Here is a 14,216-nt window from a genome sequence, read left to right as displayed (position 1 = left end):
GCCTAAATAACGAGCAAAACTTGTTCGCTTCATGAACCCGTGTTGGGCGCGATGCACGCACCCAACGATCGCAGATGCTCGGTCAATAACTTTGCGGAAGAAATTTTCCACAAAAAACCTAGCAGGGCACCCGGCTTAAATAGCCAGATTATTTGCGCGGGAGTTACGGCGCAACAGATTACGCAGCAGGGCTATAAACAGACCCAGCATACCGCCGAGCACTAGGCCCAATGCCAGGATCAGCGCCTTCTTGGGTTTGATCGGGCGCAGAGGGTCCACGGCGACCTGGTCGATAGACGCCAGTTTGAGATCGGCTACGTCGAAACTGAGGTTGCGCAAACGTGCGGCCTCCTCACGCCAGATGGCTAGGTCCTTGAGGAACAGGTCTTCGTTTTCACGCTGGTTGAGCACTTCGATCTGCCGATTGTGCGTCAGCAGTTGTAGTTCCTTGGCGATCTGCGCGATGCGCGGTTCGGTGAAGTCGTCGGAGCGGCGTTGCAGCAGTGCATTTCGCTCAGCTTCCAATGCTTCGCTGCCCATGAAGTAGAGCGGTATCTGCTGGTTATTGACCTCGGTGCGGATCACGCTACCTTGCGCCACCCGCTCACCCTCCCCTAGTGCGGAAGGCGTGGTGGGTTTGCTGATGTTCAGCGCCTTGGCGATGCGGATCGCTTCATCCAGTTGGGTGATGCGGTTGTCGCGGCGGGTCTTCAGCTGCTGACGCAAGGCTTTAAGCTCGTCTTGCAACTCGGCACGCTTGAGGCTATCGGCTTCGAGCAACGTGGCAATCTTGGCTTCCTTGCTTGCGCCGTAGTTGGCGCGGGCCGCGGCCATTTTCGATTCGAGTTGATTCAAGCGGTTCTGGATCAGCGTTTGCAGATCCGAAGATATCCGCTCGCGCTCCGACTGCAGCGCAAACTCAACCAAACCATTGGCGAAGGCAACGCCATCGACATTGTTGGGATAGGTCAACTGAATACCCACATAGGCGCCCAGGCTGTCGGTTTTCTTCGGGTCGGGCTGGAGCATCTTGAAAGCTTCCTGGTTGAAGCTTTCGAAGGTTTGCTCAAGGCTACGGTTGGGTTGACGCAAGGCCTCAAACAGGCTCTGGTTAGCACGAAAAAACTCCAGACGGCTGCCATAAGACTCCAGGACAGCCCCGACGCGCTGCATGGCTTGCGCGGGCGTCAACTCATAAACACCGGTGCGATTCAAGGCATCGAGGTCTTTGATCGCCGCCGGGCGCAGTATGCTTTGCACTTGGTATTCAGGGGTTGCCAGAAAGGCGTAGGCCGCCGCCATCATGCCGACCAGCATGGTTACTAAGGCTATCAGTAGCTTCTGTTCCCAGAGCGAGTGAAATAACGCGATCAGGTCGATTTCATCACTGGGGGTTTGTTGTATCGGGGAGGAGATCGCATTCACGGTCAAGATCCATCTTCAAAAAGGGCGTCACTGATTCGCTCACTGGGGGGGACAACGATCCTTGGAGGTCTGTTGTTGTCCGATTCAGCCGGTACTCGCGCAGGAGCACACGGTTTGAAGGGCTTGCGCCCATGCCACTGACAGCGATTCCGCGGCATTGTGCCTGCGCTGTACGACATTACAAGTCTTGACAAACAATTTGGAGTTACTGACAGACGGACGGGAACTTTGTGATGCAGATCATAGTCACCTCGCCCTGAGGCTTTGGCTGTAGGGCGTACTCGCGAAGCAGTACGCCCTACGATTTTTCGGTTTGCTTGGGGCGCAGAAATGCTGCGAAGACTCCGAACAAGTCCTCCAGCTCAGCTTGTAATCCTCCCAGGTCAAAAGCGTTGCCCCGGGAACAGCATCGACCGACAGGTAAGGTCCAATACTATCGGCGGTGCCTACCAGATCGCTTTCGCAGACAAGCCTGCTCCCACAGGGAAGGCATGCTGGTACGGCTACGATGTTGCTGCACTCCCGCTTGCTACACGGTTGAATTTTTCGATGGTCCCCGCGTTCTGCGTGGTAACCATGGCCAGGACACTCTACGTTGTGTGTCGGGACGCGCAGCGTCCCGGGCGGCATACCCACTCGGAGCGTGGGAACGATCAAATGCGGTGGCTGCCGCTCTTGTACGAGGGCCGCCCAGTCGCGATGCTTTGGCTTTGAGGCGGACGTTGTCCGCCATCGCCGCGGGTCGCGTGCCCCACATGGATGTGGGAAATGCCGCTAGCCCGTCGGAAACAGGCGCGGCCCTCCTACATAAGGTCACGCGACCCGTGAAAGTGGGGAGTCAATGGCGTGCTGCTGCGCGAGTACACCCTACGATTCTTCGGCTTGCCTGGGTCGCATCAGGTTGCGCAACAACGCTACGAAGACGCCAAGCATCAGGCCGGCGACTCCGCCCAGGCCGATGACAAGCGCTTTCTTCGGTTTGATTGGTGCGAGTGGTGCGAGTGCTGGCTGGTCTAGCCGAACCAGCTTTAATCCGCTGGTATCGAACTTGATTCCTTTGAGTTGAGCCGCTTCTTGGCGCCATTCCGCCAGATCCTTTAGGTAGAGGTCTTCATTCTGGCGCTTCTCGAGGATTTCCACTTGCCGATTATTACCGAGCAACTCCAGCTCCGTCTCGATCTCAGCAATCCGTGGTTCGCTGAAATCGTCCGAACGGCGTGCGCTTAAAGCTTCGCGCTCGGCCTTCAAGGCTTCGCTGCCCATGAAGTAGAGCGGAATCTCTCGGCTATTGACTTCGGTGCGCACGACCTGACCCTGGCGCTGCGCATCAGCCATGGCCGAAGGGGTGGTGGGCTTCTCGATGCCAAGTGATTCGGCTATCTGAATGGCTTCATCGAGACTTTTGATCCGGTTCTCTCGACGCGTTTTCAATTCGCCACGCAAGGCTTGCAACTCGTCCTTCAACTGGGCTCGCTGCAAAGCATCCGCCTCGAGCAGAGCGGCTATTTGTGCCTCTTTGCTCGCCTCGTAGCTGGCCCGCGCTGCTTCGACTTTTTGCTCTAGGCTGAACAAGCGATTGGCTATTAATACTTTCAGATCGGAGGCAATTCGCTCCCGCTCAGCCTCCAGCACGTAGGTAACCAAGTCGTTGACCACTGCCACACCCTCCACACCCCGAGGGTAAGTCAGCGATATACCGACGAACTCGCTCAAGCTGTTCGGCTTCTTCGGATCGACTTGCAGCATGGTGAACGCAGCACGATTGAACTCTTCAAAGGCCTGCTCCAACGAACGGCCCGGCGTGACCAATCCGCCAAAAAGCGCCTGATTGTCACGAAAAAAGGCAAGGCGGTTCTCATAGGAGGACAGCCCTGCCCCCGCGCGACTCAACGCCTCGCCCGGGGTCAGCTCGTAGACACCAGTTCCGTTCAGCTCATCGAGGCTGCCCCGATCCACCGGACGCAGCACGCTCTGCACCTTATAGTGCGGCGTGGCCAGGAAGGCATAGGCAGCCGCCCCCAAGGTGATCAGGCAGGCGACGGCTAAAATCAGATATTTTTGCCTGAACAATGATTGGAGTAGCTCGACCAGATCGATTTCATCGTCGTTATAGGTGGGTTGCTGTGGTTGATCACGCATAGGTCGGTTAGGGTCCGTCAAAACAGAGGTCTATCGCATGACATGCGATCACTTTTAAACCCCTTCCTTGGACGCTCTGCCCATCTTGTACAGGTAGTAGCAGGTGCATCCCTTGTACCCAGCTGGGTGTGACAATCACCTGGCAAATTTGTTCACCGCCGGAAGGAATCCAGGGTTAATTCTACCGCGCCTAACCAACCATCCCCCTCCTTTTTATACAAAGCCACTGGCAGCTTACTCGTGCTCCCTGCAACTATTGCCTCGACAGCATGGGCAGGTAGGGTGTGATGGATTTGTAGGAGCCAGCTAGTGACCAACATGGGTGTGGGAAATGCAGCAAGCAGTAGCGACCCCATAGATGGGGGAGGTAGTAAAAATGTCGGGAACATTTTCGAGAACGGCTTCTGCCTGGCGATACGTTCGCCCAGACTGTCGCTGTGGTTTGCCGGCAAGTCGATACCTACATGAGCTGCACGGTCAAGAAATAAAATTGCGCTATGGGGCGGCAAGCCGCCCCATAGCGCAATTATTGATATCTCATTCTGTTTTGTTGGCAGCCTCCTTACACTGCCAGGATAAAGTCTGTTTGGGTGATGGTGGTCGTATCGTTGATACCCACCAGACGGATGGAACCTCCACCGACCGACACCAAAGTATCCGCCCCGACATCGGCGATAGTTACGTTGGCGGCGAAGTTCGCCGCAGTCACCCCCAGTGCGGAGATATTGAGCAAATCCTGGCCACCGACCGGGTTGGGGTCGAAGTCCATGATCCGGTCATTGCCGAAGCCAACGCCGAACATGAAGGTATCGTTGCCAAGGCCACCGATTAAGGTGTCGTTGCCAGCGCCTCCAATTAGCAGATCGTTACCTAACCCACCATCAAGACGATCATTCCCTGTCAACCCACTCAGCGTATCGTTCCCAATACTCCCTAATATCGAGNNCGTTAAGCACATCGTTCCCTGTCGTGCCAACGATCAGATTGACTACTACCGACGTCGCCACCGACGTCACGGTCTCCATGGTGCCGAGGTCGTCGGTGTAGCTGACCACAACGCGCAATTGCTGCCCGGTTAGTGCCAGGGTCGGGGTGAAGGTCGCGGTGGTTGCGCCAGCGATATTGCTGAATACGCCGCCATTACCCGACTGCCACTGGAACGACAACACCGGGTTGGCCGGGCCATCTGGATCGGTGAAGGCTCTGGTTGCCGTCAACACCTGCCCCACATTCGGCGTGGTATCGCTGATCAGCATGGTGCCGACCGGCGCATCGTTGACGGAAACCGCCGAAACCGGGGCGGTTACTGCCGAGAACACGGTTTCCAACACACCGTTTGCATCCTTGTAGATAGCTTTGACCCGCAACTGTAATCCCGCGACGTCATCAGTAACGCGGAAGGTCTTGCCAACCGCTGTTTCCAGACCGACTCCGGTCTCGGTTGCGATGTCTTCGAACAGGCCTGTGCCGGTGAAATCAGCCTGCCAGGTGTAACTCACAGGCCCAGTTACCCGACCCAGACCAGGGTTGTCGGCATCGGTTACGCCCTCGACCCCTGCGCTCAGTAGCGAGCCGACTTCCGGGGTGTTGTCGTTAATCGATGCCAGACCTACGGCTTCGTTGTTCAAACCAGCAACCAGCACTGCTGATTGATCGTTGAACTGCAAGCGTTCGATGCCGCTGAGCTGGTCTATTCCGTCGGTGCCGACGTTGTCGATAACCGTGAAGTTACCGTTACCTCTATCGAGAATGGTGTAATCCGCCATGAGGCCGGTATACGCGGCCGTATCGAAGTTGAAACCGCCGGAGCCCGGCAGGATCTCCCGGACGATCTGCAGTTGCCCGGGGTTGTAGAAGCCGCTAAGCATCAACGGCACCAGCGGACGCATGCTGTCGAAGGTGGCGATCTCATTGCCGGTCGGCAGGCCGTTGGCGTCGACGCCGGCGCGTACGCTGATGCGTACGTTGAGCCACTTGTCGCCGTCGATGATGTCGTCGCCGGCCCGACCCTCGATGATGTCGCTGCCATCGCCACCGAGGATGATGTTACCGGCACCGAAGGAAGTGACGGGGGTAATGCCATCACCGATGGCGTTATCGAGCACCGCCTGCAGGCCGCTGATCAGGGCAATATTGGTCAACACACTACCCTGAGCGCCGGCTGTCGCGATCACCGCTGCGTCGGCATCATCGCCATGCAGGATGTCGCTGTGCTTCGAGCCCGACAGACCTTCCACTTCCTTGAAACGCGCCAGGATGCCGGCCGCTACCGGTCCTGGTGCTGCGTTGGCGGCGCGGACATTAAGGTCGATGTCCACACCGCTCAGGTCGTCCTTGAAGGTGGCCCAGTCGAAACCGGAGGAACCGATGTACTTGTCGCCCGGGCCAGCGCTGCCGACCATGATGTCGTCGCCGCCTTCGCTGTTCATGATGTCCGGGCCACCGCTACCGATATAGACGTCGTTACCGACTACGATATCGAGACCAAGCGGGTCGAAGTTGTCGCCAGGGCTACCATCCAGGAGGCCGCCTTCGAGCCAGTCGTCGCCTTCGTTACCGGCGTTCTGTTCATCCGCATTGCTGCCGAGGATGAAGTCATTGCCCGGACCACCGAAGGTCTCGGTGCTGTCTTCACCGTTAATGATGAAGTCCTGACCGAAGCCGCCGAGGTTCAGGTTGATTCCGTTACCGCTGGCGATGACATCGTTGCCGTCGTCGCCCTGGATATTATCGTCACCGCCTGAGTCGGTGATGATGTCATCGCCGGCGCCGCCGCGGATCATGTCGTTGCCAGCGCCCCCTTCGAGACGGTCATTGCCGGCATCACCCCAGAGCGTATCGTCGCCGATACTGGCGATCAGGGTGTCATTGCCGTCAGTGCCGCCGAGTACCACGTGCTCATCACCGGTGTAGTGCAGATAGTTGGCATCCGGCCCTGCGGTATTGGGGTTGTCGCGCATCACGTCACCGATCGGATCGGCACTGCCCAGCCCATCGTTGAACTGCCGGCTCTGATCGGCTTCGAGAGTCAACCCAGGGGTCTGGAAGATCAACCCCGGCAAGTGGGTTGCACTGGTAGCATTCGCCACCATCTTGGCGAACGAGTTGTTCTCCAGTTCAGTGACGAAGTTCAGTCCAGCGGTACGATCCAGATAATAGAAGCGATCGCCGTTCTGCAGCGCCTCCAACTGGGTCTCGAAGACAAAGTTGAAGGTCGAGCCGAGCATGCCACCGAACGGCATGATGGCTTCGGCGAGACCGCCGATCCAGAAGTCGATGGCATCGACGCCAGTGGTGGTTACGCCATTAGCCAGATTGGCATAGGCGCCCACACTGTTGAGGAAGTCCAGGCGATCACCCGGTATAGCGTCGGCATCGAACGTCCGCTGGTCCAGCTCTCCGGCATTGATTACAGCGGTGCCGCCCAGAACCAGTGCGGTCGCCACCGCACGCATTTCGGCCAGCGTATTGACGTCAGCCGCCAACAGTTCGGCATGGGTGCCATAAGCGGCGATGAAGTTGATCAACGAGGCTGAATGCTTGAGGTTCTGCAGCAGATCGACCCAGCTGGTGTAAGGCTTCAGCTGGCTGTCGCCGGTCATGTTGTGGAACTCGCGCCGCGCCGCATTGAACGATGGGATACCGGTATCACGACCGCGGGCGATGTTGATCGCGGCCAGGTCGAGCGGCAGGCCCACCAGATTGCTGCGCAGCGCCTCGGTAACGAACTCGTCAATCGAGTTACCCACCTGACGGGTCAGTCCGCGTGCGATGGCACCGGCGGCTTCGTCTGGGGTCGGACCGCTATCAACGAACGCCAACGGATTGAGGAAGGCTGCGATCAGCCCCATCTGCTGATTGCCCGCTTCTGTCGGGTTAGAGTCACCCACAACATTGAAGTTGACGTCGAGGCGATCGACCGTCTCGGTCAGCATCGAGTGACCGAAGCGGTACACGGTGTGGGCGAACTCGGCGACGATCGATGCATCGATGTCGGCGTCATAGCCCTGGGTCGGGCCGGTGAAGACGTCGATCTGCGGTTGCAGGGTACGCGCGAACTCCTCGAATACCAGATGCTGGTACTGCATCTCGGTGCTGAACTTACCCACCTGGAACAACCGCTCGCCGTTCCACACCAGTGCGTCGATCTCGGCCTGGTTGGCTGGCAGTGCCGCAATCGGGCTCGCCAGCCACTCATTGATGAAGGCGACATCATTGCTCGCCAGCACGACGTCCTTGGTGTGCTCGACCATCCGATTGTGCTCGGAGTGGAAGATATGGTGCACGGCAGTCAGGCCAATGTTCTCGTTGACCCGGCCATCACCGGCGATGTAGTGGGCGTCGAGCAGTTCGTTGTCGTAGGTACCCGGCTCGGACAAACCAACTACAGAGTCGGAGTCGGCCATCAGCATGTTGCCGGCCTGATCCACAGGCACTGCATTGTGGGCGATGTCGATCAGGAACTGATGTCCGGTGCGTACGGCATCGGTCAAGTCGATCGGCGCCAGTGGATTACCTTCGACCAGCACGTCATCGGCCGTACCGGCCAAGCCATCCAGTCCTTTCATCACCACTTGCGGGAAACCATTCGGTCCCTTGATGAAATTACCGTAGTCATCGGTAGCCAGCAGCGGGATATCGAGCACATCGGCATCGGTCAGGTTGATGCCAAGGATGTCGCGTGCCTGCGCCTTGACCACTGCCCAGGTGGCCATACCACCGATTTCCGAGTCATCCCCGGTGCCGAAGATGCCATCGGCGCCGATATCACGATTGGTAATCAAGCGTCCGGTTGCAACCGGTTCACCGGCTGTATTGAACTCATAAGCGCGCAGGAACACTTGTTGCGAGGGATGCGAGCCATAGGTCTGGTTCTGGTCGACGAACGGCGAGGTGGTATTGCTCTGCTCATGAATATCGTCGGCAGTACCCAGAATACCGTCTGGCCCTGGTTGGTTGGTGGCCCGCGTCATCACCATGAAGTTGGGGCCATCATCTGCGGTGTTGGGGATGCCATCGACGCCCGCGTTGAACAGCGGGTCATCTGGCTGCAGCGGGATAAACACCGTGCCGCCACCCTTGGTCACCAGATCAAGACCGTGATCGAAGAACTGGCCAAAGAAGGTCATCCACGGGTTGAACGGCGCGGACAGACCTTCATCCGGGGCCTCGTTAGGAATGAAGAACACCGGCTTATCGTCGGCAGTGCCAAACACCCCGTCCAGGCCAGGACTCATGATGCTCTGCGAGCCCAGATTCGCTGCAGCAGCGGCAACCGCTGCCGGGTTATTGATGGTCTGGTCGACAATCAGGTTGCTGATAATCCGTGGTTGCGAGTCCTGCACGATGCCACTGGTCTGGCTATATGAAGTGGGATCGCCAACACTTTGACCGCCGGGGCCGTCCATATCGACCGACAGATTCTCGGCATCGTTAAATACCGGGTCCAGCATCCGCGGGAACACCGTGTCCGCCGCGCCGAACTGGCTCTGCCCGGCATACAGGTTATTGAGTTCCCCCGTCACAGTGCGTAGACCTAGCGGCGAACGCTCATGCGGCAACAGGGATAACAAGTCCGCGCCTGCTGCATGCTGCTCGGAAATCTTGATCGAATCGAGGATGAACTGCAGGTCCGAGCGAATCAGGTGGATACCTGGACTGGTGGTGCTGGACTCGGCCGGCAGCGGAGCCACAGGGCCGGGCGCAACGCCAGCCAATACATCGGCGGTAGGCGCCGAGAAGACATTCTCCAATACACCGTTCTGATCCTGGTAGACCGCCCTGGCCCGCAGGTTCAACCCTTCCAGGTCGGGGGTGACTTTGAAGGTCTGACCGACCACCGGCAAACCACCGGGACCGACGATGTCCTCGAAGAAGCCATCACCAGGCACCAGTTCAACCTGCCAGTAGTAGCTGACCCGACCGGTAATCGCGCCACCAGCCGCATTGTCGCCATCGGTTACACCGGCAACCGAGGCGACGAGCGTTTGACCGGACGTAGGAGTACCGATGATCTGCACTTGGCCCAGCGGAGAGAAATTGCCGTTCTGGTTAGTGCCTGCAATTTCCTCAACAAAGTTGCCGGTGACAGGGTCGCGAACCAAAGCACCATCACCAAACTGCAGGCGCTCGATGTTGGTCAGCCGATCGACCCCGTCGCCATCTTCGAAAGTATCAGTAACGGTGACGGTCCCACTCGCGTCGACACTCACGATGTAATCGGCCACATTGCCGGTGAACATGGCAGTGTCGTAGCCGCCTGCGCCGTCCATCAACTCACGCACTATCACCAGCTGGCCAGGGTTGTAGGTGCCATTGAGCATGAGCGGGACCATGTCCTTCATGCTGTTGAAGCTGGCGATTTGCAACCCTGTGCCATCATTGTTCTCGCGCACGCTGATGCGCACGTTCAACCACTTGTCGCCATCGATCAGATCGTCGCCACCACGGCCTTCGATGATGTCACTGCCATCACCGCCGAGAATGATGTTGCCGGCACCGAATTGATCGTCGGCATTACCCAAAATGCCGTCGGGACCCGCAGCGGCGCTACCGAGGAACGCCCGCAGGCCAGCGATATTATCGATGTGATTGTTGGTCAGTACGCTGCCGTAGGCACCGGCGGTAGCAATCACTGCAGCGTCGGCATGATCGCCACGCAGGTAGTCGCTAAAGGCAGAACCCGATAGCCCTTCCACTTGTGCATATTTGGTAGTCACTGCAGCAAGCGCCGCGGCAATCGGAGTTTCATTGAAGGCGTTGGCGAAGAAGTCAACGTTCACGCCGAAGCGGCTGTCCTTGAAGGTGGCCCAGTCGAAGCCGGACATGCCTTTCATCTTGTCCGGGCCGGCGCTGCCGACCATGATGTCGTCGCCACCCTCGCCGATCATTTCATCGAAGCCGCCATCACCGAGGAAGACGTCGTGACCGATCACTGCGTCGTCGCCGAAGGGGCTGAAGTTGTCGCCAGGTGCACCGTCCTGGGTACCGATCTCGATCCAGTCGTCGCCCTCGTTACCAGCGGTTTGCACGTTCATTTTGCTGCCGAGGATGAAGTCGTTGCCCTCACCGGCAATCACCTCGGAGAAATCCTCACCAGTGACAATAAAGTCGTTGCCCTTACCGCCGATGATCAGGTTTTCGCCCTGACCGCCGTGGATCACGTCGTTGCCGTCGCCACCCTTGAGCACATCATCGCCACCCATATCGGTGATGATGTCGTCGCCCGCCCCTCCCTGGATTTCATCGTTACCGTGACCACCCTCGAGACGGTCATTACCCGCATCGCCATACAGAGTGTCGTCACCGATGCTGGAAATCAGGATGTCGTCACCATCAGTGCCGCCGAGCACCACGTGCTCATCGCCGGTGTAGTGCAGATAATTGCTATCGGGGCCCACGGTTTCTGGGTTATCGCGGATCACCAACGGTATCAGCGGGTCACCGCTGTCGGGATCTGCACTGCTGCCATCATTGAACTGCCTGGCTTGATCGACCTCAAGAATCAAGCCCGGTGTCAGGAAGACCACTCCCGGCAGGCGTGTTATATCGGTGTTGTTCATGATCAGTTCGGCGAAGGAATTCTGCTCCAGTTCGCCAACGAAGTTGAGGCCGGCCAGGCGGTGCAGATAGTAGAAGCGGTCGCCATCCTGCAAGGCCTCGAGCTGGGTCTCGAAGACGAAGTTGAAGGTCGAACCAAGCATGCCGCCGAACGGCATTTTCGCCTCGGCCAGGCCACCTATCCAGAAATCGATAGCATCCAGGCCAGTGGTGGTCACACCATTAGCAGCGCTGGCCCAGGCACCGGTGCTGTTGAGGAAGTCGAGACGGTCTGCCGGCGCGCCCGCACCGCCGAGCACGATAGCCGAAGCCGCCGCACGCTTACCGTCGAGCGTGGTTTCGGCGGTGATACTGCCGTGGGTACCGTAGGCCGCAATGAAGTTGATCAGCGATTCCGGGTGCTTGATGTTCAGCACGAAATCGCCCCAGCTGGTGTAGGGCTTCAGTTGGGAGTCACCGGTGCCGGCATAGAACTCACGACGTGCAGCGTTCAAGGACGGCACCCCGGTATCGCGGCCACGGGCGATGTTGATCGCAGCGAGGTCCAGTGGCAAACCGACCAGATTGCTACGCAAGGCTTCGGTGACAAATTCGTCGATTTCGTTACCGACCTGACGGCTTACACCACGGATGATGGCGCCAGCCGCCTCATCGGGCGTGGGGCCGCTTGCGGCAAACTCCAATGGATTGAGGAAGGCTTCGATCAGGCCGATTTCACTGGAGGCGAAATTCGGGTCCAGACGGTCGATGGTCTCGAGCAACATCGAGTGGCCGAAGCGGTAAACCGTGTGCGCGAACTCGGCGACGATTGATGGATCAATGGTGTCATCGAAGTCGATGAAGGCATCGATTTGCGGTTGAATAGTGCGCGCGAACTCCTCGAACACGATGTGCTGATACTGCATCTCAGTGCCGAACTTGGCGGACTGGAACAGACGCTCACCGTTCCACTCGAGCGTCGACAGGTCAGCGGGTATTGCCGCGACTGGGGTCAGCAACCACTGGTTGAGGAAGTCCACATCGCCCGACTCAATGAGCACATCCTTGGTTTGCTGAACCAGGCGATTGTGTTCGGAGTGGAAGATGTGGTGCACGGCGGTCAGGCCGATATTCTCGTTAACCCGGCCATCGCCTGCGATGTAATGGGCGTCGAGCAGCTCGTTGTCGTAGGTGCCCGCCTCGGACAGGCCGACCGCATTGTCGCTGTCCGCCAGCAGATTACCGCCGGCATCGAAAACTGGCACCGCCTCATGGGCGATGTCGATCAGGAACTGGTGATTGGTACCTATCGCGTTGTCCAGGCTGATACCCAACCCGCCATTGGCCGTAGGGTCGCCTTCGACCAAGACGTTGCCCGCCATCACCACTTGTGGATAGCCGTTGGGGCCCTTGATGAAGTTGCCGTACTGATCGGTGGCGAGCAGCGGCACGTTGTCGAATTGAGCATCGGTCAGATTGATGCCAAGGATGTCGCGCGCTTGCGCCTTGACCACTTTCCAGGTGGCCATGCCACCGAGTTCCACATCATCAGCTGTACCGAACTGGCCATCAGCACCGAGGTCGCGATTGGTGATCAAGTTACCGGTCGGAACCGGCTTGCCTTCAGAGTTGACCGCATAAGCGCGCAGGAACACCTGCTGCGAAGCATGCGAGCCATAGGTCTGGTTTTGGTCGACAAACGGAGACGTGGTGTTTTCATGCTCCACGGTATCGTCGGCAGTGCCGAGTATCCCGTCTGCGCCAGGTCCGGCAACCTGTGTGGCACGGGTGAGCACCATGAAGTTGGTCGGGCTGCCCGGCACGAACAGTGGGTCATCCGGCTGCAGCTGCATGAACACCGTGCCATTGCCGCCCTTGGTCACCAGATCTAGACCATGATCGAAGAACTGGCCGAAAAAGGTCATCCACTGGTTGAACGGCGCAGAGAGCCCCTCGTCTGGGGCAGTGTTCGGAATAAGGAAAACATCCTTGTCGTCGGCCGTGCCGAATATGCCATCGAGACCAGGGCTCACGACAGTCGAAGCACCATCATTACCCGCCGCTGCGGCCACTGCTGCCGGATTACTGGCGGTCTGATCGACGATCAGGTTGCTAATGGTGCGCGGCTGCGAGTCGAACACCAGACCACTGGTCTGGGTATAAGACGTTCCGCCTTCTGCATTATTGAATACCGGTGTAAGCATCCGAGGAAACAAAGTGTCGGCCGCACCAAAATCCGTACGCCCTTCAATCAGGTTGTTGAACGACCCATCGACGGTACGTAAACCAAACCCCACTTCGGTATTGGGCAGTAAATCGATAAGGGGCGTGCCTGCGGCATGGGCTTCAGATATCAGAATCTGCTGAAGAATGAATTCGAGGTCGGATTTGATGAAGTTGGCCATGATTGCTTCCTCAATGCTGACTGCAGCCGGTCTAAATTCAGGCTGCAAGAAATCACCTCCGCATTTTTGCGAAGAGACTGAAAACTCGGTTTTTTCGGGCGATGCCCTCAGCCACACCGCGCTCAATGACTCGCGGTCTTCAGTGGTCAGCGATTGAGGACGATGTCCCTAGAGTGCTCTAGCCGCTCAGGCGGAGCTGTATATCAGGCGGGGGGGTGGTCCACGAAGGTGGTCCAATAACACGAACTTGAGGCATACCGCCATCATGCAGGCGAGCTTGGCTCTGTCCACGGTGTTACTCCTGAGTTGTGTGCTGGCAGAAACAGATGACGGCGCCCTCTCACCCTCGCCGTACATCCATCAAAAAGCAGATCACTCTCATTTCACGATTTTTTCACGCTCTTTTCACACTCTCTAGAAAAGTTCCACACCGAGGCATTGTCAAGGAATCGACACCAAAAAGTATAAAAACATACTGGCTCAGTATTTTATTGTTTTTAATAGGTTTTTATAGACTCAGCATATTCAGCCCAATGCACATCAACGATATCTGGCTAGCCTCCAAACGGCGTCCGTTATACGTTTTCCTGCCGGCAGCTCGGGCCGGAAGAGCTGAACAGCAGTCATATTCCAAACCGCAGACACTCGATGAGTGCTCACCCTTGTAGCCAGGTCGAGACAAGTCGCCCGTGCTCCTGCGTTGGGGGG

At 57.9% G+C, this 14,216-nt stretch carries 2 protein-coding genes and 1 pseudogene; all 3 read right to left on the bottom strand.

Annotated elements, in window-relative coordinates; translation table 11 throughout:
* Nucleotides 1-135 precede the first annotated feature (135 nt).
* The 3 genes and pseudogenes from TMS3_RS12375 to TMS3_RS12365 all read right to left on the bottom strand — a co-directional run bounded on the left by TMS3_RS12375 (nt 136) and on the right by TMS3_RS12365 (nt 13,508).
* Nucleotides 136-1,425, bottom strand: a complete 1,290-nt coding sequence (locus TMS3_RS12375; RefSeq protein ID WP_025165591.1) for a Wzz/FepE/Etk N-terminal domain-containing protein — start codon at nt 1,423-1,425, stop codon at nt 136-138.
* A gap of 867 nt (nt 1,426-2,292) precedes the next feature.
* The gene (locus tag TMS3_RS12370; RefSeq protein WP_025165590.1) at nt 2,293-3,564 is read right to left on the bottom strand and encodes a Wzz/FepE/Etk N-terminal domain-containing protein; all 1,272 of its coding nucleotides are present in this window, start codon (nt 3,562-3,564) and stop codon (nt 2,293-2,295) included.
* 562 nt (nt 3,565-4,126) lie between these two features.
* Nucleotides 4,127-13,508: pseudogene (locus tag TMS3_RS12365) on the bottom strand (peroxidase family protein).
* Between the last annotated feature and the right edge of the window lie 708 nt (nt 13,509-14,216).

It is taken from the genome of Pseudomonas taeanensis MS-3, assembly GCF_000498575.2.
Taxonomy (GTDB): domain Bacteria; phylum Pseudomonadota; class Gammaproteobacteria; order Pseudomonadales; family Pseudomonadaceae; genus Aquipseudomonas; species Aquipseudomonas taeanensis.
This window is presented reverse-complemented; position numbering and strand designations above follow the sequence as displayed.